Raw genomic sequence first — 20525 nt, 5'->3', positions numbered from 1 at the left:
GAAACTGTCAGTAAATACGCCGTGCGCGTTGGTTTTCGAACCGACCGAGGACTAGTGCGTCCACTCAACGAAGATTCACTGTTAGTCGATGACGGCATTTTTGCCGTGTGTGATGGCATGGGCGGTCACGAAGCGGGCGAAGTAGCCAGCCTCATGTGCGCGCGAATTCTCGGTGCTGGTTACCGCGAGGAACCAGATGTAGTGACATCCCAGAGACTTGCCGAGATCCTAGATATGGCGGATTCGGAAATCAGAACGGCCATTGGCGGTAGTGGAGGCACCACTGTCAGCGGGCTGGCGTTGATTGACGACGGCGCTGAAGGCGATGGCATTCAATGGTGTGTCTTCAACGTGGGAGACTCCCGCACCTACGTCATGAGCGAGGGGAAGCCGCTCACTCAAATCACCCGCGATCATTCTCAAGTGCAAGAGCTGGTGGAATTGGGGCAGCTCACTCAAGAACAAGCAGACGTTCACCCGCGCCGCCACGTCATCACCCGCGCTCTTGGTACAGGTGACACCACGGAAGCGGACATGTGGCTGCGTCCGGTAACCGGGGGAGAGCGCTACCTCGTGTGCTCTGACGGACTGAGCGGCGAAGTGCACGGCGAGACCATCAATGAAGTGCTTTCTGTCATTCCGGATCCGCAGACCGCAGCAGACCGGCTGATCCAATTGGCTATTGAGTCCGGCGGTCGGGACAACATTTCCGTCATTGTGCTGGACGTGGAAAGCACTTCGAACCCCGAGTGATGCGGCAAGATAGTTTCGTGAGCAACGAATCAACGGATGAGAACCTTCAAGAGCTCGAAGCGCATCAAGTAGTCCCATCGGAGAGTCTCCGTGATGAATACGATGCCCTCGTCGACGAGATCCGAAAGCACCGCACCGCCTACTACCAGGAAGATGCGCCGCTAATCTCGGACGGAGAATTCGATGAGCTGTACCGCAGGCTCGAAAACCTCGAGGCACTTCATCCGGAGCTTGTAACCAACGATTCGCCGACTCAAGAGGTAGGCGGCGAAGTATCCGTGGCATTCGCCCCGGCCCAACACGTCACGCGCATGTACTCACTCGAGGATGTCTTTTCCCTCGAAGAGCTCGACGAGTGGGCGCGCCGCGCGGAGAAGAACGCGGCCATCCAAGCGCCGGATGACTCTATTAAGTGGCTGACCGAAGTCAAGATCGATGGCCTGGCCATCAACCTTCTCTACGAAGACGGAAAGCTTAAGCGCGCCGCAACTCGCGGCGATGGTGTGACCGGCGAAGACGTCACCCACAACGTGCTCACCATCAAGTCCATCCCCACCGAACTCGCGGGTTCCGGATGGCCTGCCCAGCTTGAAGTGCGCGGTGAGATCTTCATACCGTCAGCAGATTTCAAGCTGTTCAACGATTCACTCATTGAGGACGGCAAAGCGCCGCTTGCCAACCCCCGCAATGCTGCTGCCGGTTCCTTGCGGCAAAAGGATCCCCACGAGACGGCCAAGCGCCCGCTCTCGATGTTCGTCCACGGCGTAGGTTCTCGCGAAGGTTTAGCTGCAGAGAGCCAGTCGGAAACCTACGAGCTCATGCGTTCGTGGGGACTCCCTATTTCGCCGTACTGGGAGTCCTTCGATTCCTACGAGGACGTTCTGGCGTTCATCGCCGACAAGGGTGAACACCGCCACGACTTGCTGCATGAGATCGACGGCATCGTGGTCAAAATTGATTCGTTCGCTGTTCAGCGAGCCCTCGGCTACACCTCCCGCGTTCCGCGCTGGGCAGCCGCGTACAAGTATCCGCCCGAGGAAGTCCACACTAAGTTGCTGGACATTCTGGTCAACGTGGGCCGTACCGGACGCGTCACTCCTTACGCCGTGATGGAGCCAGTCAAGGTTGCCGGATCCACCGTGGAAATGGCCACCCTACACAACCAGGACGTGGTCAAGGCCAAGAATTTGCTGATCGGCGACACCGTGATCCTGCGTAAGGCAGGCGACGTGATCCCCGAAATCTTGGGACCCGTTCTGCCGCTGCGCGAAGGCCGCGAAAGCGAGCTCCGTGAATTCGTCATGCCGACCAATTGCCCATCTTGTGGTGAGCCGCTGAGCCCGGCGAAGGAAGGCGACGTCGATATCCGTTGCCTCAACGCTCGCAGTTGCCCAGCGCAGCTCACGGAGCGCGTTGCTCACTTGGGATCGCGCGGTGCCTTCGATATTGAAGCGCTGGGCTATGAAGCCGCTCGTGCTTTGACCCAGCCGGCATCACCAGTTCCTGGCCCCTTGGTCAACGAAGCGAATCTCTTCGATCTCACGGCCGAAGACTTGCGCGATGTCATGATCGAGCGTGAGAAAAAATCACGCGGCGTCGCCACCGGCGAAATGGAGCTGGTGCCGTACTTCTACACGAAGGGCACAGCGAAAAAGCCGAGCGAGCCAAGTGCCACCACCAAGAAGCTCTTCACCGAGCTGGAGAAAGCCAAGCAACAGCCGCTGTGGCGCGTGCTGGTTGCACTCTCCATTCGTCACGTGGGCCCTACTGCGTCACGTGCTCTGGCCACGGCCTTCGGCTCAATGGATAAGATTCGCGAGGCCAGCGTTGAGGAGCTAGCAAGCGTGGACGGGGTAGGTATCATCATCGCCGAGTCCATCAAGGAGTGGTTCACCGTGGACTGGCACCAAGAGGTTGTCACGAAGTGGGCGAATGCCGGGGTGCGGATGGAAGATGAAGTGGACGAATCCGTGCCGCGCACCCTTGAAGGGCTCACCGTGGTGGTCACCGGAACACTGCCGAACTTTAGCCGTGACGAGGCCAAAGAAGCCATTATTAGCCGCGGCGGAAAAGCCGCGGGATCCGTTTCTAAAAACACGAGCTACGTGGTCGCCGGTGAAGCAGCTGGCACCAAACTCGACAAGGCACAAGCACTCGGCGTTCCCGTCCTAGACGAAGACGGTTTCCGGGTGCTCTTGGCCGACGGCCCCGAAGGAGTCACCACCGCATGAAACCAGAAGACTTCCTTGAGCTCACTCTCAAGGCGGCACGAGCAGGAGCAGCCGTCCTCGCAGCTCGGGCAAGTTTTTCCCCAGCCACCGGGCACATTGCCACGGACTCTAAGTCAGCTGCAGGGGACTGGGTGACAGAGTTTGACCGCAACGCAGAGCAGGCCGTGCGTGAGGTCCTTCGTGCCGCACGCCCGCAGGACCAAATCAGCGGCGAAGAGTATGAAACCACCACGGTGGAGAACCCGAGCGGTTACCGCTGGTCCATCGATCCACTCGACGGCACGGTGAACTTTGTGCGTGGCATTCCGTTCTTCGGGTGTTCGGTGGCCGTCTTCGGCTCCGCCGACAACGCTCCCGAGGGCGCCTGGCTAGCTGGTGCGGTGGTTGCGCCCGCACTGAATGTCGAATACTTCGCCACGCGTGGAGGCGGCGCTTGGATGCGCTCCATTGACGTTCGAAACACAGAATACGACGACGCCGCTGCGGTTCGATTGCACGGCCCGGACGCTTCGAGCGATGCTCGCATTCTGGCCACTGGCCTGGGCTACGACGCCGCACGCCGTGCGTACCAAGTGGCGGCGCTCGCAGAAATGCTCCCAGACTTTGCGAACATCCGTCGTTTGGGATCAGCCGCTCTTGACTTGTGCCTCGTTGCCGAAGGGAAGCTTGATGCCTACGCCGAGTTTGGAACTCAAGAATTCGACTGGGCAGCCGGTGCGCTGATTGCCGAGGAGTCCGGAACCCCCGTACGCCGACCCTCGAGCGGCGACGGCACGCGCTGGCCTGACTGGATGGTTGCTGGCGAGGTGAATGTTCCGAGGTCTCCGCGCCGCACTCCAGACCCACAGTCCATCTTGGATGACCCCATTAAGCACCGAGCTGGGGCAGGGAAATCGAGCGCCGGCGTCGTCATTGTGCGAGACGCACTACCGGACGACTATCTGGAAATCCGGCGCATCACACACGACGCCTATGTCACCGGTGGTTACTTTGGTTCAGCTGAAGAGCCGTACATGCAGCGCGTGGGCAACGTGGCAGATCGTCACGAAGATGCGCTCATGTGGGTCGCCGAGCGCGACGGCCAAGTAGTGGGTTCCGTCACGCTGGCCCGCGCAGGGGAGAAGTGGGCGGACATCGCTCGCGAAGACGAATTGGAGTTCCGGCTGCTCGCAGTGGATCCCAATGTTCAACGCAGCGGGGCCGGAAGTGCCCTAGTGGAGCGCATTTTGGCGTACGCGAAGACTCTGCCGGACGTAAATCGCGTGAGTTTGACGACGGGATCCGATTGGCTCCCTGCGCACGCTTTGTACAACCAGCTTGGATTCCAGCGAGTTCCTGACCGAGATTGGTACGTTCCCGGAACTGACATCAAGCTAGTCGTTTACGCTTACGAAATACGTGAGCACTAGACTGGAAGCCAACATCCAACCGTCTAATACCGGGAGATTCATGTCTGCCATCAGCCGTGAAGACGTGGCCCACTTGGCCCGTCTTGCGCATTTGGAAATGTCCGACGCCGAACTTGAGACCATGGCGAGCGAACTCGCCGTCATTGTGGACTCAATTGCGGTAGTGAGCGAAGCCGCGGGCGAAGACGTCCCAGCGACAAGCCACCCGATTCCGCTTCAAAACGTATTCCGTGAAGACGTAGTGGGACAGACGCTGACTCAAGAAGAGGCGTTGCAGAATGCCCCGGACTCTGAGGATGGCCGGTTTAAGGTTCCTGCGATTTTGGATGGGGAGTAAGAATTTGGACATCATTCGTATGAGTGCGGCCGAGCTGGCCGCCGCGTTGCAAGCCGGAACGGTCACTTCGGTACAGGCCGTACAGGCACACCTGGACCGCATTGCTGCCGTTGACGGTGGCGAGAATGGCGTCAACGCCTACTTGCACGTGAACGCGGAGGAAGCTTTGGCTGTTGCCGCACAAGTGGACGCCCTGCGCGCTGCGGGGGAGACCCTGCACCCACTCGCCGGTGTGCCAATCGCGATCAAGGACCTCATTGTCACGAAGGGCCAGCCGACGACGGCTGGTTCCAAGATGCTTGAGGGCTGGATGTCTCCGTACGATGCGACCGTGATCGAAAAGATCCGTGCCGCAAAGCTGCCGATGCTTGGCAAGACGAACTTGGATGAGTTCGCCATGGGTTCCTCCACGGAGCACTCTGCATATGGCAACACCCGCAACCCGTGGGACCTCGGCCGCATCCCAGGCGGTTCCGGCGGTGGCTCTGCTGCAGCCGTTGCTGCCTTTGAAGCACCTCTTGCGTTGGGTACGGATACTGGCGGATCCATCCGCCAGCCAGGTGCTGTTACCGGCACCGTGGGCTCCAAGCCAACCTATGGCGGAGTTTCGCGTTACGGTGCGATCGCCATGGCATCTTCTTTGGACCAGATTGGCCCTGTGTCCCGTACGGTCATGGACGCCGCGTTGCTCCACGAGCTCATCGGTGGACACGATCCAAAGGATTCCACCTCTCTCAACGAGCCAGTCGCGGATCTCGTGGCTGCTGCTCAGCAGGGCGCAACCGGTGATTTGAGCGGAGTGCGCGTCGGCGTGATTCGTGAACTTCAAGGCGAAGGCTACGAAGCCGGCGTTCAGCAGCGCTTCGATGAAGCACTGGAACTTTTGCGCGGCGCTGGCGCGACCATCGTGGAAGTGTCTTGCCCGAACTTCAAGTACGCGCTGGCTGCTTACTACTTGATCATGCCTTCTGAGGTCTCTTCTAACCTCGCGAAGTTCGACGGTGTTCGTTACGGGCAGCGCGTGGTGCCAACCGACGGTCCGGTAACTATTGAACGCGTTATGGGTGCTACTCGCGCCGCACACTTTGGTGACGAAGTAAAGCGCCGCATCATCTTGGGCACCTACGCTTTGTCCGCTGGCTACTACGACGCCTACTACGGCTCGGCTCAGAAGGTTCGTACGCTCATTCAGCGTGACTTCGAAGCCGCGTTTGCGCAGGCAGATGTTCTCATTTCCCCAACGGCACCGACTGTGGCGTTTGAGTTCGGCTCGAAGACGGATGATCCGCTGGCAATGTACTTGAACGACGTCGCCACGATCCCAGCAAACATGGCTGGCATCCCAGGCATCTCGGTCCCTGGTGGTCTCTCTGAAGGGTTGCCAGTAGGCATCCAGTTCTTGGCTCCAGCTCATGAAGACGCGCGCATGTACCGTGCGGGTGCGGCGCTGGAAGCCCTCTTGGAAAAGCAGTGGGGCGGGCCGTTGCTGGCTCAGGCTCCAGACGTTGAAGCTGCCATCGCAGCTGCAGGACAGGGTGAGGTGGCCTAAGTGGCAGTGACTGAAGAACTCGTGGACTTTGACGAGGCGCTAGAAAAGTACGATCCAGTCCTTGGCTTTGAAGTTCACGTTGAACTCAACACCAAGACCAAGATGTTCTCTGATGCTCCGAACGCCTTTGGTGACGTGCCGAACACGAACGTCACGCCGGTTGACCTTGGCTTGCCTGGTGTCTTGCCGGTAGTTAACAAGACGGCCGTGGAGTATTCGATCCTCATTGGCTTGGCGCTGAACTGCAAGATTGCAGAATCCTGCCGTTTCGCCCGCAAGAACTACTTCTACCCGGACACCCCTAAGAACTTCCAGACCTCTCAGTACGACGAGCCGATCGCCTACGACGGCTACATCGACATTGAGCTGGAAGACGGCGAAGTGTTCCGCGTTGAAATTGAACGCGCTCACATGGAAGAAGATGCCGGAAAGCTCACCCACATGGGTGGTAGCACCGGACGTATTCAGGGCGCCGAGTTCTCCTTGGTTGACTACAACCGTGCTGGTGTTCCGCTCGTGGAAATCGTGACGAAGCCTATTGTTGGCGCTGGCAAGCGTGCCCCTGAACTGGCGCGTGCCTACGTTGGAGCGATCCGCGAAATCGTGAAGAACCTTGACGTCTCTGACGCCAAGATGGAGCGCGGCAACGTGCGTTGCGATGCCAACGTTTCCCTTATGCTCAAGGGCGCTGACAAGTTCGGCACTCGTTCCGAGACGAAGAACGTGAACTCGCTGCGCGCAGTTGAGCATGCTGTTCGCTTCGAGATTGAGCGTCACGCTGCTGTTCTCGAATCAGGTCAGAAGGTTGTCCAAGAGACCCGGCACTGGCACGAAGACACTCGCTCCACCACATCTGGCCGTCCGAAGTCCGACGCCGACGATTACCGTTACTTCCCAGAGCCGGACTTGGTTCCTGTTGTCACGACGCCAGAGTGGATTGAAGAGCTTCGTGCCCGTCTGCCAGAGCCGCCAGCCGAGCGCCGCAAGCGCCTCAAGGCTGAGTGGGGATACTCGGACGCAGAATTCCGTGACGTCGTAAATGCTGGAATGACGGACCTCATCTCTGACACCATCGCAGCAGGCGCTTCACCAGCGGTTGCTCGTAAATGGTGGATGGGTGTTGTCTCTGGTCTTGCGAAGACCCAGGACGTTGACGCTGCTGAACTTGGTGTCACGCCGGAAACCATTGTTGAACTTCAGGGACTTATCGATTGCAAGAAGATCAATGACAAGATCGCCCGCCAGGTCTTGGACTTTGTCCTCGCCGGCGAAGGAACCCCATCTGAGGTTGTTGAAAAGCGCAGTCTTGCCGTGGTGAACGATGACTCTGCCCTCGGCGCGGCTATCGACGAAGCCATGGCTCAGATGCCAGATGTTGTGGCAAAGATCCAGTCCGGCAAGGTGCAGGCCATCGGCGCACTCATTGGCCCCGTCATGAAGGCGACCCGTGGGCAGGCTGACGCGGCTCGTGTCCGCGAGATTGTGCTCGAGAAGCTGGGTGTTGACGGTTAGATTCGTACAGACAGCGGAGTGGTGGCCGGATAAAGATTGGCGACCACTCCGGCGTCTATGGGCGAGGATGCAGGTTTCCATCTCCTTATTCGTAGGTCACAAGTTGGCAATGATATCTGCCCCGCCTACGATCGGTTAAAAGGCAATTGTTCTGGCGGAGTTAGTAGTCGTTTCTGGCTTTTGGTCTTAGTCACTGACTCAGAGAGAGGAAACGGCGCAAACATGGACGTGTCTGTAGTTATTCCTGCATATAACGCTGCTTCAACGATTGGAAGACAGCTGGACTCTTTAGCCTGTCAGACATTCGACGGTTCTTGGGAAGTAATAGTCGCGAACAACGGTTCGAAAGATGAGACTGTTCGAGTCATTGAGAGTTTCAAGAGCCGCTTCCCAGTGCCATTGTCACTCGTTGACGCGTCCAAGACTCAGGGTGCCGCACACGCACGTAATTCCGGAGTCCTTGTAGCACGAGGGAAATTTGTCGCGTTCTGTGACGCTGATGACCGAGTGGAGCCAGATTGGCTCGACACTCTTGTTTGGGCGTTAAGCAGTGATGTTGATGTCGTGGGCGGATTCCTGGAGGAGTACGAAGATCGCGTAAGTGATCTTGACGTAACTGCTATTTACGAGGAATCTGAGAATTTCCGTGCCCCGGTTCACTTGGGTGGAAATTCGGCCATCAGAAGGCACAGATTCCTGGAACTCGGCGGCTATGATGAGTCGTTCCGCACTTATGGCTGTGAGGATTATGAATTCATGATCCGTGCTCGAAAAGCCCGACTTCGCATTGCCTACGTCCCGAGCGCCAGAATTGAGTTCACGCCTACGACTGATTTCAAGAACGTTCTCAGGAAAATATACAATTCTGGAAAAGCTGAAGTACGAGTTTGGGCGAGACATCCAGACGAATTTCCCGGAAGAAATAAGCTTCGTTCCGTTATTCTCGAGAACTTCAAATCGGCGACTCATGCTGTAACTGGGTTCCGGTCGAATTCACTTAAGGGGCACGCGCGCTCGGGCGTGACTGCTGCAGGCCACTTGGTGGGCGTCATATCTGGTAAGTACAAAGGCTGGGACGAACCACAATTTCTCATTGCCCCTAATAAATGAGCATTCGCTACTTGGGCCGTCAATTACCGCGTGTCACACCGAGAGCTCCTTGGAGATTGACCCTCCTAGACTGGAGCCAGGAAATTGCGATATTAGCCTCAAATATAGAGATATGTTGGACGGCGCTACGATGTCACCAATGCCGCGCAGGAACCAGATGCTTGAGGTTAATGGCAGGAAGTTCCACGAATTTCCACGAAAGCAGCGCCAATACCGCCGTTATGCTAACGCAACTAAGGGCTGTGACCAGCCAGCCAAAATTGGCAATTCCGCACAATATTAGAAGCTGTTGTACCGGAAAAGCGTAAATGTAGATGCCGTACGACAGATCTGTGTTGGACCCAATGCGAGTCTTGAGAACTGATCCTGCGCTAAGAACGGCGACAACTAGCGAGATCAGCCCGACAATCTTTCCAGAGGTCTCAGGAAGTACGGACGTGTGAGTCAAAAACAGAAACAATACAGTTGATCCGAAAAAGGAAATTCGGTTGAATCTAATATGTTTCCCAGCCACGTAGGCCAACATTCCCCATAGAAAGTGAGTCCAAAGACGGAGACCGTTGTCCGCAATTGCGCCAAACGCACTAGAGAAGGTGCTGGAGAAGAACGTCGGTGGAAGCGTGACATAAGCGAGAGTTGCCATCAGGGTCAATGCTGGCACAATTATGTGCACTCTCGTTCGAACTGGATTTGCCACACATAGGACTGCAACGCCGACGTATGCCAACGCCTCGTAAAAAAGTGTCCAGAGACTTCCGTTCCATGTGTGTGGCCACGGAACTTGATTCAATGTGTTTTCAATGCCATCCTGCGAGGGCTTGAGATCAAGTGCACCAGTAACGTAATGGATTGCCGAAGCCGCTTCCCATTTAGTGCCCGCTTCCAGAACGCTGCCGAGAGGCGCGAAAAGGAATGCCGTTACGAGTATGGCCACTAAGTAGCCAGGATAGATGCGAAGGAACCTGCGCCAGAAGTATGCCAGTGTTCGAGTCCTCAAAGCTGACGCAAATATCAAATACCCCGAGATCACGAAGAATCCATCAACTGCAGCACCATGGAGGCCGCTGTGAATGAAGGGGCCAAACTGGAATGACTGAAATCCGCCGAGAGGGAAGGCATGCCCGAAAATGACCAGGACCGCCAGCATTAGACGAACGGCGCCTAGGGCATTGTCTGAGGAGCTCAGTTTGGCATGAAGTGTTGGTCGGTTAGCTGGCTGAGGCAAGAATTTACCCTCTTCGGTTTTTAACTTAGTAGACCTTCGTTATGAACGATCTTCGCATGAAAGGATATTTATTCCAGAGTCATTTCACCCAAGTCTTGAGTACGAAGGCTAACCATGAAGAAGGTCAAGTTATGAGTGGACTTGGAATCTCAAAGTCGCAAGGCTTCATCACGATCCTCGTGCGGCGATAAAGGCCTTCACGCAAATTTCGATGTCTTCGGTAGAGTGCGCTGCGGAGAGTTGCACACGAATACGTGCGGCACCCTTCGGTACTACCGGGTAGCTAAAGGCTGTGACAAACACTCCGTGCTCCAGCATCGCATCGGCAATTTTCGACGCAACGTGGGCGTCGCCGAACATGACGGGCACGATTGCGTGTTCGCCAGGCAAGAGTTCAAACCCGGCTTCCGTCATGGAAGTGCGGAAGTGGGTGGCGTTGGCAAAAAGTTTTTCGCGTAGGGAGCCAGAACCGGTCACCAACTTCAGTGCTTCACGCGTGGCCTGGACGATTGCTGGTGCCAACGAGTTGGAGAACAAATATGGACGTGCTCGCTGGCGCATCAGCTCAATGATCTCTGCGTGGCCTGAAACGTAGCCACCGGAAGCACCACCGAGAGCTTTGCCGAACGTGCCGGTGTAGATATCCACTCGGTCACCCACACCCAGATGTTCGGGAACTCCGGCGCCGGTTGCTCCCATGAATCCCACCGCATGGGAATCGTCGACCATGACTAGGGCTCCGTACTCATCAGCCAGATCGCAGATCTCCCGGACCGGAGCGATGAAACCGTCCATCGAGAACACGCCATCCGTCACAATGACGGACCGACGTGGTCCGGCGCCGTCGTTCAGTGATTTCGCGGCCTCCAACTGGACTCGCAAATCCGTCATGTCCTGATTGGCATAGCGGAATCGGTTGGCTTTGGATAGGCGAATGCCGTCGATGATGGACGCGTGGTTTAGGGCATCGGAGAAGATCGCATCTTCAGGGCCGAAAAGAGTCTCAAAAACGCCGCCATTGGCGTCGAAGCAACTTGAAAACAAAATGGTGGCATCGGTACCGAGAAATTCAGAGACCTCGGACTCCAACGCAAGATGAATGTCCTGCGTGCCGCAAATGAAGCGCACTGAAGCCATGCCGAAGCCGTGGTTTTCGAGACCCTCGTGGGCCGCTTCGATGAGCCGTGAATCGTTCGCGAGACCTAGATAATTGTTGGCACAGAAGTTTAGAACAGGAGCTGCTGCTACCCCGAGCGGACCGGCCTCGATGGATGCATCCTGAGGTGTGTCGATATGGCGTTCGTTCTTGTAGAGTCCTGCTTCGCGTATCCCAGCGATTTCTTCGCTGACGCTGGCAAGAATTGATTGCTTGCTCAAGATTAGGACCTCCAGTCGATGATGACTTTGCCGCCGTGTCCGGCCTTCGCGGTAGCGAAAGCTTCTTCCCACGATTCGGCAAGAAATACGTCAGTCACGGTGCTTGCGATGTTGTTTCGAAGTGTCTCGTTGGACTGGAGCATGGCACTCATCGCGTACCAGGTCTCGAACATCTCGCGGCCGTATATGCCCTTGAGGGTGAGCATATGAGTGACAACCTTGGTCCAGTCGAATTCAGCTGTCTCACTCGACAATCCCAGAAGTGCGATGTTGCCGCCGTGGTTCATGTTCTCGATCATTTCGCGCAGCGCGGTTCCACGGCCGGACATTTCAAGTCCTACGTCGAAGCCTTCAACCATTTTCAGCTGTGCTTGGGCTTCTTTGATGTGGTGCTCGGCGACGTTCAGCGTGAGGTCAGCACCCATTGCATGCGCTAAAGCCAGCCGCTCTTCGGACACATCGGTAATGACGATCTTCCGTGCGCCCGCGTGACGGGCAACGCCCACTGCCATCAGGCCGATAGGACCAGCCCCGGTGATGAGGACATCTTCGCCGACGAGAGGAAATGAAAGGGCTGTGTGGACGGCGTTGCCGAGTGGATCAAAAATGGCTCCGAGTTCCGGCGTGATGTTCTCATCCTTGTGAACCCATACGTTTGATTCGGGGATAACGACATACTCGGCGAACGCGCCGTTGCGCTGGACGCCGACGGACGAAGTGTTGATGCACATGTGCTTGCGACCCGCGCGGCAATTACGGCACATACCGCAGACCACGTGGCCCTCGCCGGAGACTCGATCTCCCACTTTGACAGTGCTTGCGAGACTACCGACTTCCACCACTTCGCCGTAGAACTCGTGGCCCGGGATCAGCGGAGTGTTAATCATGTCTTGCGCGGCGGCGTCGTAATTCAGGATGTGAATGTCAGTGCCGCAAATGCCGGCCGTGTGGACTCGAATTTTGACGTCATGAGGGCGGGTCTCTGGCTCCGGAACGTCGGTCAGCTCGAAGCCGGGTTGAGGCTGAGCTTTGAGAAGAGCTTTCATTCGACTATCCCACCACTCGGATAAACACCGTGCAACCCGCGCATTGCCTCGAGCCGAAAACGTAAGCTTGAACTAAGTCGTACTAAGGCTTCTACACGTAGTTGTGAGAAAAAATTCTAGTCTTGTGCTTTGATTAGCAAGGATATGGCGCTGCGCTTTTGGGTGCGAATATGCGCATTTAATGCGCGTGAAAGTTGGATGACTATTCGTGCGATTTTTGGTTGTTTACTCGGGCTAAATTCAAGGTTCCTCCATACCTCGTCGTCGGCCGCAATTATTGGGTTGAATTTTGGATCGCCCGACGTCACGGACATCTCAGTTGGAATCGGATAATTTCCATGTGTCCAGTTTGTTCGGGGCGAATTGCGGAATAGCCAATCATCACCGTAAAAAACGCGCAATTCCTCCGGAATCGCAGTGTATGCATCGCGACGCATGAACATTGCTATACCCCAACCAGTTGGCCGTTCATTCGTTGGCCGAAGTATGGGCTGCCCATTTGGGGCGATCAGGCATGAATTATTAGGGCCAATTATTCCGATGCCTGGGACACCAAGCCACTTCGCAATAAATGTAAAAATTTTGGGGTTGAACAATACGTCATCATTCAGGATGGCTAAATATTTTCCTCGAGATTCTCGAACCACTAGATCCCATGCTGGATTGACGTAGATATTTTCCTGTTGTTGGAGGACGCGAACTTTGGGTGAGTTCCAAGAGAGTGGGTCCGTGGCGTTATTGATAACGAGAACTTCAAGAACTAAGGGATGATCTTCGCAATCCTGCACTAGTTGCTGAAGCTCTTCCGCGCGTAGAAGCGTTGGGACTATCACCGAAAAAACTGGCCGAGGCGCGCGGATGGTCATGTCGCCGTTCTAAACTTCAAAAATCGCAGACTTCAGACAGGCTACATCGCGTGAAGGTTTGCCTATCTCGTTGTGGACGGGCGAATGACTCCAGATGGATTGAGGTCGAAGATCGCAACTTTATAGAGTCAATATTTGGCTCCGAAGCTACCCCCGACACCGTCATGGTTCCTTCATGTGACTGGGAGCCGAATATTATTCGGTATTTCTACAGATTTCATTGCCTTTTATATTTCCCGGGTTCCCTTTTGTGTCGAATTGCTCGTGAGATTTCGGATACTTTGCGGTCCAACTTTCGAGGATGATTTGGAACCTTTTCGAAACTTTCCCAGACTTCTTGATCATGAGTGATGACTGGGCTGAATTTTGAATCGCCAGCGGTTGTTGACATTTTCGTTGAAATGAAAAAATTGGAAAATGTCCAGTTTCTTCGCGGCGAATGGAGAAATAGCCAATCATCACCGTAAAAAACGCGCAATTCCTCCGGAATCGCAGTGTATGCATCGCGGCGCATGAACATTGCCGTGCCCCAGCCGTATGGTCGCTGATATTTGGGGCGAATAAAAGGTCGTCCAGTGGAGGGGTGGAAACTCGTTTTGTTTGGGCCGATGATTCCAATTCCAGGAACTCTTAACCATCTAAGGATTAAGTCAAAAAGATTGGGGTTGAACAATACGTCATCATTTAGGATGGCTAAATATTTTCCTCGAGATTCTCGAACCCCTAGATTCCATGCTGGATTGACGTAGATATTTTCCTGTTGTTGGAGGACGCGAACTTTGGGCGAGTTCCACGAGAGTGGGTCCTTGGCGTTATTGATAACGAGAACTTCGAGGACTAAGGGATGATCAGCGCAATCCTGCACTAGTTGCTGTAGCTCTTTCGCGCGTTGAAGCGTTGGGACTATCACCGAGAAAACTGGCCGAGGCGCGTGGATGGTCATGCCGCCATTCTAAACATCAAAACTCGCAGACTTCCGAAAGGCTACATCGCGTGAAGGTTTGTCCATCTCGTTGTGGACGGGCGAATGACTCCAGATGGATTGAGCTCGAAGATCGCATCTATGCAAAATTTCATTTTGTCTTGGGTGATTGAGGGGTGCTTGACGAATTGATCGGTGTCCTCATCGCCTGCTTGAGGAGTTTCGCAATGTATCCGCTGTCGACTTCTTTGAAAGTTGGTAGCGCTCACAACCAGCAATCCGGCTTTTGACGGCGTCGCGATCAGCGACTTCCGATTTGCTTGCGAGAACTCCTAGTTCCACTATTTTGCACTGACTCTTTTGGTTTGGAATCAGTGCAGTTGTCACTTATTTCCTACGTGTTGACATCGTAATTCAGGATATACGTGCCCATTTCTCTAATACCGTCTCTGTGGAATCACATCCCTGCTTTCTGAGGGCAAGCCGAGACCTTGTGCCTGCCGTCGGTCTGGAACTGTACCCTGATTGGGGCCTGCGTACGACCATTCCGCTGTTGCCTCTCTGGGATGGATCGATATTAACTTATCGATCGGTAAGGCGAGGCACAACGAGCATAATGACGGTATAAATATCGCGCCGATAACGGTCGTCGTGATCAAATCTATGATTTGGGTAATCTTTGGTCTAGCTTGAATCCGCTTTTAAGCAGTCGTCCCATTTCCACACACCGTTCTAGATGAATTCTCCATGACTAATATTGAAAAGAACACCCCCCCATGCTCGCCGAGCCGTTGCCCGAAATATCGCTTGGACGGTTCCAACGATCGCTCTTGTTACCGCTGCTCCTGCCATGGCTGCCCCCCCGAGAAGGCTGTGGAAAACTGGTTTGGACGTCAGCCACTCTGGCTGTAACGCAAGGAACAGATGCGACGCGCGTCGACACCATTACGCTGTCTAGCGGGGAGCAGGTCACAGTCGCCGTTCGTAAATACCGAACCGGAGGGCAGCCGGGTCGCAAAATCGATTCCGGCCAGCAGCCCACGCCTAACTATGGCGATTTCAGCGCGACCTCGGCTGGCTCACAGAAAGCCTGGGCCAATGGCGTCACCAGCGATCAGTCAACCAAATACGTGGTGCCGTCAGGTACAACAACGTCTGTGCTCAACTTCAATCAAGGAACATCATCGAGTGCCAAGGGAACAACGAGGGGCTCTGAAACTTTGACTTTCTCGTTTGCCTCGAGCACAGGCAAAGCCCTGACGCCTGTCCCAATCTCTTTCAACGCTTACGACATCACGAGTCAGCAGGCCAACATGAACAACGCTGCCTACTACACAGACCAGCTGTCTTTCAGTGGCGCAACGGATAGATACGGAACGGCAGTCGGGACGCCAAAAACCTATGTCACGACAACGACAACGACATCGACATCTTCGACGGAGACTAATACGTCGACGACGAGCGGTAACTACATTCCAATCACCTTGAAACCGTCCTCGGCGACGCCATCGATTACTTATGCGAACGTGTCTACGACTCGGCTGGTAGCCAGCAGCAACTTCCAGTATGCGGGCATTGGAGATGTCACGATCTGTTTCTAGTCAAGCTGAATAGAAGTTAGAGCATGGGTGGATGTCTTGCTCTTATATGATTGGCTGTAGGGGCTATGCCACTTAGTCGCCAGTATCGATGAGGCGAAAAACAGTCCGGGCTCATTGCTCGCGGTACGCCATTTAGGCGCCGGCGAGCAAGTTCTAGGGAGAATTCCTCTGATCTCACTCCTCAGTTCAATCCGAAAGTGCTATGACCAAGTCGAGGGCTGGGTGGAGTTCTAAGGTCTCCTGGACAGGTAGTTGTACTGTCGCTATCAATCAGCTTTGATAAACCTTGCGATACACGGCCCAGTTGTCATGTAGCTGAAAAGAAGATTCAAACCGGGGTGGCTTTTGACAGCACGCACTTCCGATTGATCCACTAACGCAATGTGAACTCGGAAGATGTGCTCTCGTACCGATAAGGAACACGGCGAGACGGGTTGCCGGAAAAATACCACTGGACTGGCTTTTGACTCCACGCTTAATGTGAGCCCTCAGAACGCTGGTGCTGTTCAAACGTTTGGCAGACAGGTGGCGAAGACTTTGTGACCTTAACGAATTCGGCGCTTGAGAGTACGGCCTCGGTTGGCATAGCGTAAGTGCTTGCGACTCAATGGGTGATTCCAAGTACCATGGGACCAAAGGTAGTCAATAGAGTGATTTACTTCATTCACATTGAAGTGAATTCAACACTTTTCTCTCTACAAAGATCGTCCCAGCATCCGCATACTTGTCGAGCCTCAACCTTCTGCTGCTGCTCACAAGTTGCCCCAAAATGAACTCCTTACATAGGGCACATCTAGAATCTCTACATGAATCCTCTCCAGCTGCTACGGACGGCGAAACACGAGGTTTACTTGGGAGCGCGAAATCTCAAACGCTCGGCTCATGCAACCAAGGACAAATGGTGGACCTTTCGTGTCAGTCGGACTGAGTACAAGTTCAATTTGGCCCGCCACACGTCACACTTTGGCGACGGGGCGCTTAAAATTCCCGCATCCAGTACTTTTCCGGTCAATCACTTGATGTATGACTCAGCCTTACCAATCGAGGATTTCCCAAAGCCGGCACCCCGTCGCGTTTTTGTTTTTTTCGGACCGGAACCAATGAAATGTCAGAAAATAGGCTGAAATCTCTGGAGCGCTTGCAGAAGGGTTCTACCGCCGAGGTAATACTCGTTAGCCCAGCCAATCTGGATGATTGGATTGTCCCGTCATACCCCTTGCATTCCGCGTATGAGAACCTGTCAATAATCCATCGTTCCGACTATTTGCGTGCCTATTTCGCTTACCATCATGGCGGAGGGATGAAAGAGCTGGGATCTCACAACGTCGGATCAGCTTTAGGCGGGAAGCTCCCGCGGGAGTAGCGCGCAAACTTCAGCCGCCACGTGTATGCCAGTTGTTTTGCCTTTAGACCGAATAACCCGTTTACAGGGGAGTGGCTCTCAGAGGTTGAGAGAAGGCTCAACTATTTTGAACCACTTTTAGGTCAGTAGTTACCCACGAATCCATTCGGCACTAACGAGGGCTATCCGATTTCTTGGTTTTCAATCATGGGAAACGTATTTGAACCGCTTTGCCTTAAGTTTCAGCAGCGCCTGATTATTGACGAGAACCTGCACTGGGAAAGTGACCCGGAGCACGAATATCGTTGATTTTCAGCATGCTATTCTCATCACTGGCTAGCATCCCACCTGCAACTTTTTGCACGCCAATTTACCTAGTTGATGCGAGTCCCTTGGAACAACTCAAACTCGCATCGCCACGGCGCAATGAAAGAAGTGCAACGTACCTCCGGAAAAACCTTAATTGCTTTGCTCGCACAATGCAGTGGGTCCTCAGATTCTGCGTTTAGCAGTGTGAAATTCTCTCGGTTAGTTGGACTCGCTGATTCAAGGAACTTGCGAGTTGGAAATGCGCCTATCCCCATAACGAGGCTGGATCTCTTCAAGGCATCGATGACCTCGGACGTGCGCTCGACTAGTGCCTGAAAGTCTCCTTAGTTCCCTGAAACTCATTCGATCGGCTGCGGCAATCAGAACTATCCAATAATCTTTGCGCTCATTAGATGAGCTCACGGACACTATAGCAATGGAGCTGAGAGCTAGTTTCTTCTCTAATGTCTAGAACGTCCCTTCGTAATACATCGAGTGGGGTGGGGTTATCGACGATAATTTGTACCTATGAGTCTCGTCCAAAAAGCGAAGTCCACGGCCCTTGGCATTGTCAGAAATGGTCGCCCAGTAGCGTGGACCCCCGAATGGATGCGCCTTGGAAATCTTCTATATGTGGGAGAGTGGGCGTTCCAGGGTTCCGAGGAAGGGCGTCGTGTTCTGAGCGATGACAAGCAGAGGGAGTCGTTGAGTCTTTTCCCAGAACTCCGAGACCAACTCTCTGTCACCCGAAATCAAGTCAAATTTACTGACAAGCGGGTCATGCCGTGGTCAGGCGAAAAGCCCAGCGCTGACGCCTACACTTCTGCCGAAATTGATGGACCATATATTCGCCAGATGCTTCTCCCGAACAGCGTGATCGTCGAAGATCCGGTACTTCAACAGTCAAATTCAATGGTCATTAACGTCCGACGCGGCGACTACTTTTCCGTAGCGGCCAATGAAAAAGAATTCGGCATGGATCAAGTTTCATATGTTCGTCATGCACTTCGAGCATCCGTAGAAGCAAATGGAGCACCCGATAGATTTTTGATCATTTCAGACGGTCTTGATTGGTGTCGTGCGGAGCTTGGCCCAATTCTTTCGCCGTACGCGCCAGCCGATTACGAAGATGGAGATGTAGCCCACGACCTAAATGCGATCGTAAATGCGCCTCGCCTCCTGATATCAAACTCGACGTTTTCGTACTGGGGCGGATACATAGGAGATGAGCTAAACCCTGGCCGCGAAGTTATTGCCCCATGGTTCTTTGGCAGGTCTTGGAATAATGGTCGAGCACATCAACTACGTAGAAACTGGCGGATTATTCGTGGAGATTTTTACTAGTTAACGCGGAATATTGGGAATTTGGTTAGCGCCAAGTGTGGTTTCGAGAGCATCTGGTTCCACTGAAGGTTAGAAGTCGACGCTGTGTCGAATAAGGTTTCATTTCGTCGACCTTTACGTCAGATCCGCGACCAATGATCAGGCGTATCCGCTCAGAATTCCGAGGCATCCAGTGCCTATCACGTGAGGTGCATTGTTCGAATCGCCTATGTGTATGTCGCCTTTCAATGTGCGTGGAATGAAGTTTCAAGTCGACTGTGACTTGATTTCCGGCGAGGTAACAAGGCTCAGTATTGAGATGATGAGAGCCCGGGGCTGAGCTTAGGAGAACGAAAAGCTAGCAAGACGCTCTTGGCTAGAATGAAATGCTTGATTTAGTTGTATGCATCCCATCATTCGGTACAACGTCTTCATATGTAGAAAACCGGTAACCCATTGCGGCTGGGTCCGCGAAGATTGCGCTTCCATCCTTAGCGCGGAATGCTACGGCGTAAATGACGCGGGTTGCTTGGCGGAATTTCGTCGCGAAGAAATCTTCATTATTCCTGCGTTTGCTGATCATTACCCGCTGCACGCTCGAGGACGCGACGGAGGAGCCTTTGGGTAGTACAAATGAGCTAAACCGGCGTTATGGCGTTCTCATTCGAAATCATTCATTCTTCGAATAACCGCACGAGACTTTCGCGCCGGGCTTCTTGGCAACGATGGAATGAGAGTAAGAGTGCCTATGAACCGAAACGTTGTACTTGGCATGAAGACGCCTCTTATCGAGAACGGCATAGTCGCCGGAAGACTCAAGGTATTTCAAAGGTAAATGACTATCTATCTTACCGACCGAAATTCTTCTCTCGCAATACTCTCAATCTTGTCATTAGTCGCGCTGGAAAATGCCACGGCTGGCTTCCCCGCAGAGGTAGGAGGTACCTTTCGGATACTCGATTCGCATCTGCTCTCATACGTTGAAATTCAGGAGAACCGGATGTCGTGGACATTTCAGTTCGAAACGCCGCTCCCAGTAACTCTGCTACGGGCTTGCGTTGATTCAGCATCAGCCAATCGTCGCCGCCCCAGATTTTCATATCTTCAGGAATGGGGACGTAGTTTTCCCGTTTCATAAACATTGCCGTGCCAAAGGGTTCCGTATGAAGGCTTGTCAACCGATGCCTCAGCTTCCCCCTCGGAGACATATTCATAGCCTTGGGCGAAGGACCCAGTATCGAAAACCGGCCACGTTCCAGAACTTCGGCACAGTACTCGAAAACTTTGAGATCAAATGACAGATCGTCGTTTAATATCGCGAGAAGCTCGCCTTTTGCTTCAACTACTCCAAGGTTCCAGGCCGGATTTACGTAAATGTTCTCCGCTTGCTGTAGCACGCGGACTTTGGGAGAGTCCCAAGAAAGTGGTGCGGAAGCATTATTAATTACTAAGACTTCGATGACAAGGGGGTGTGAAGCGCATTGAGTTACAAGCGGATCCAGATCTGCCGACCTTTGAAGGGTTGGAATGATGACCGAAAACACTGGGCTTTTCACGCTTACGTTCATTTATAAAGACTAAGCCAAGATTCAGTGATGGCAGTTATTGAGCTT

15 protein-coding genes are annotated in these 20525 nt (G+C 54.0%); 9 read left to right on the top strand and 6 right to left on the bottom strand.

The genetic code is table 11. The annotated features are described in order from the left end of the window. Window positions 1–54 precede the first annotated feature (54 nt). The 7 genes from BKA12_RS06370 (at window position 55) to BKA12_RS06335 (ending at window position 8901) form a co-directional block, all read left to right on the top strand. Window positions 55–753 carry a PP2C family protein-serine/threonine phosphatase gene (locus BKA12_RS06370; RefSeq protein ID WP_338087449.1) on the top strand — a complete coding sequence of 233 codons (699 nt, stop codon included), beginning with the start codon at window positions 55–57 and terminating at the stop codon, window positions 751–753. Beyond that, window positions 753–2984 carry an NAD-dependent DNA ligase LigA gene (gene ligA, locus BKA12_RS06365; protein ID WP_183641576.1) on the top strand — a complete coding sequence of 744 codons (2232 nt, stop codon included), beginning with the start codon at window positions 753–755 and terminating at the stop codon, window positions 2982–2984. Before BKA12_RS06370 ends, ligA begins: the two co-directional genes overlap by 1 nt. Beyond that, on the top strand, window positions 2981–4393 hold the full coding sequence (locus BKA12_RS12620; RefSeq protein ID WP_338087447.1) for an inositol monophosphatase family protein: 1413 nt from the start codon (window positions 2981–2983) through the stop codon (window positions 4391–4393). The genes ligA and BKA12_RS12620 overlap by 4 nt, the downstream gene beginning before the upstream one ends. A 40-nt stretch (window positions 4394–4433) precedes the next feature. After that, window positions 4434–4730 (top strand): Asp-tRNA(Asn)/Glu-tRNA(Gln) amidotransferase subunit GatC, encoded by a 297-nt coding sequence (gene gatC, locus BKA12_RS06350; RefSeq protein WP_183641574.1) that lies wholly within the window; start codon window positions 4434–4436, stop codon window positions 4728–4730. Next, window positions 4720–6279, top strand: a complete 1560-nt coding sequence (gatA, locus tag BKA12_RS06345; RefSeq protein WP_183641572.1) for an Asp-tRNA(Asn)/Glu-tRNA(Gln) amidotransferase subunit GatA — start codon at window positions 4720–4722, stop codon at window positions 6277–6279. Before gatC ends, gatA begins: the two co-directional genes overlap by 11 nt. Before the next feature lie 6 nt (window positions 6280–6285). Next, on the top strand, window positions 6286–7791 hold the full coding sequence (gene gatB / locus BKA12_RS06340; protein WP_420826522.1) for an Asp-tRNA(Asn)/Glu-tRNA(Gln) amidotransferase subunit GatB: 1506 nt from the start codon (window positions 6286–6288) through the stop codon (window positions 7789–7791). 222 nt (window positions 7792–8013) lie between these two features. Beyond that, entirely contained in the window at window positions 8014–8901 is an 888-nt protein-coding gene (locus tag BKA12_RS06335; protein ID WP_183641568.1) for a glycosyltransferase family 2 protein, read from the top strand. 133 nt (window positions 8902–9034) lie between these two features. Here the strand turns inward: BKA12_RS06335 and BKA12_RS06330 are convergent, their stop codons facing one another. From BKA12_RS06330 to BKA12_RS06310, 5 genes are all read right to left on the bottom strand, one after another. Then, entirely contained in the window at window positions 9035–10126 is a 1092-nt protein-coding gene (locus BKA12_RS06330) for an acyltransferase family protein (protein ID WP_183641567.1), read from the bottom strand. 168 nt (window positions 10127–10294) lie between these two features. Beyond that, window positions 10295–11503 carry a glycine C-acetyltransferase gene (locus tag BKA12_RS06325; protein WP_221228062.1) on the bottom strand — a complete coding sequence of 403 codons (1209 nt, stop codon included), beginning with the start codon at window positions 11501–11503 and terminating at the stop codon, window positions 10295–10297. Between the two features lie 2 nt (window positions 11504–11505). After that, on the bottom strand, window positions 11506–12549 hold the full coding sequence (tdh, locus tag BKA12_RS06320; protein ID WP_183641566.1) for an L-threonine 3-dehydrogenase: 1044 nt from the start codon (window positions 12547–12549) through the stop codon (window positions 11506–11508). 116 nt (window positions 12550–12665) lie between these two features. Further along, on the bottom strand, window positions 12666–13415 hold the full coding sequence (locus BKA12_RS06315) for a glycosyltransferase family 2 protein (protein WP_183641565.1): 750 nt from the start codon (window positions 13413–13415) through the stop codon (window positions 12666–12668). Between the two features lie 217 nt (window positions 13416–13632). Continuing rightward, on the bottom strand, window positions 13633–14358 hold the full coding sequence (locus BKA12_RS06310; RefSeq protein WP_183641564.1) for a glycosyltransferase family 2 protein: 726 nt from the start codon (window positions 14356–14358) through the stop codon (window positions 13633–13635). A gap of 755 nt (window positions 14359–15113) precedes the next feature. Here BKA12_RS06310 and BKA12_RS06305 point away from each other — a divergent pair. After that, window positions 15114–15938 (top strand): hypothetical protein, encoded by an 825-nt coding sequence (locus tag BKA12_RS06305; RefSeq protein ID WP_183641563.1) that lies wholly within the window; start codon window positions 15114–15116, stop codon window positions 15936–15938. A gap of 2179 nt (window positions 15939–18117) precedes the next feature. Beyond that, a complete protein-coding gene (locus BKA12_RS06300) occupies window positions 18118–18933 on the top strand; it encodes an alpha-1,2-fucosyltransferase (RefSeq protein ID WP_183641562.1) in 816 nt (271 codons plus the stop codon). An 827-nt stretch (window positions 18934–19760) separates the two neighbouring features. Here the strand turns inward: BKA12_RS06300 and BKA12_RS06295 are convergent. Further along, window positions 19761–20480: a glycosyltransferase family 2 protein gene (locus BKA12_RS06295; RefSeq protein WP_183641561.1), complete on the bottom strand. Its 720-nt coding sequence runs from the start codon at window positions 20478–20480 to the stop codon at window positions 19761–19763. Window positions 20481–20525 lie beyond the last annotated feature (45 nt).

Source organism: Neomicrococcus lactis (assembly GCF_014200305.1).
In the GTDB taxonomy this organism is placed as follows: Bacteria; Actinomycetota; Actinomycetes; order Actinomycetales; family Micrococcaceae; genus Neomicrococcus; species Neomicrococcus lactis.
Note: the sequence above shows the minus strand (reverse complement) of the source record. Positions and strands in the feature narration are given on the sequence as shown.

What these genes read in the sequence shown, in the direction of transcription:
- ligA (WP_183641576.1), top strand. Translation starts at nt 753, where the DNA reads ATGCGGCAAGATAGTTTCGTGAGCAACGAATCAACGGATGAGAACCTT.
- BKA12_RS12620 (WP_338087447.1), top strand. Translation starts at nt 2,981, where the DNA reads ATGAAACCAGAAGACTTCCTTGAGCTCACTCTCAAGGCGGCACGAGCA.
- gatC (WP_183641574.1), top strand. Translation starts at nt 4,434, where the DNA reads ATGTCTGCCATCAGCCGTGAAGACGTGGCCCACTTGGCCCGTCTTGCG.
- gatA (WP_183641572.1), top strand. Translation starts at nt 4,720, where the DNA reads ATGGGGAGTAAGAATTTGGACATCATTCGTATGAGTGCGGCCGAGCTG.
- BKA12_RS06335 (WP_183641568.1), top strand. Translation starts at nt 8,014, where the DNA reads ATGGACGTGTCTGTAGTTATTCCTGCATATAACGCTGCTTCAACGATT.
- tdh (WP_183641566.1), bottom strand. Translation starts at nt 12,549, where the DNA reads ATGAAAGCTCTTCTCAAAGCTCAGCCTCAACCCGGCTTCGAGCTGACC.
- BKA12_RS06315 (WP_183641565.1), bottom strand. Translation starts at nt 13,415, where the DNA reads ATGACCATCCGCGCGCCTCGGCCAGTTTTTTCGGTGATAGTCCCAACG.
- BKA12_RS06310 (WP_183641564.1), bottom strand. Translation starts at nt 14,358, where the DNA reads ATGACCATCCACGCGCCTCGGCCAGTTTTCTCGGTGATAGTCCCAACG.
- BKA12_RS06305 (WP_183641563.1), top strand. Translation starts at nt 15,114, where the DNA reads ATGCTCGCCGAGCCGTTGCCCGAAATATCGCTTGGACGGTTCCAACGA.
- BKA12_RS06300 (WP_183641562.1), top strand. Translation starts at nt 18,118, where the DNA reads ATGAGTCTCGTCCAAAAAGCGAAGTCCACGGCCCTTGGCATTGTCAGA.
- BKA12_RS06295 (WP_183641561.1), bottom strand. Translation starts at nt 20,480, where the DNA reads ATGAACGTAAGCGTGAAAAGCCCAGTGTTTTCGGTCATCATTCCAACC.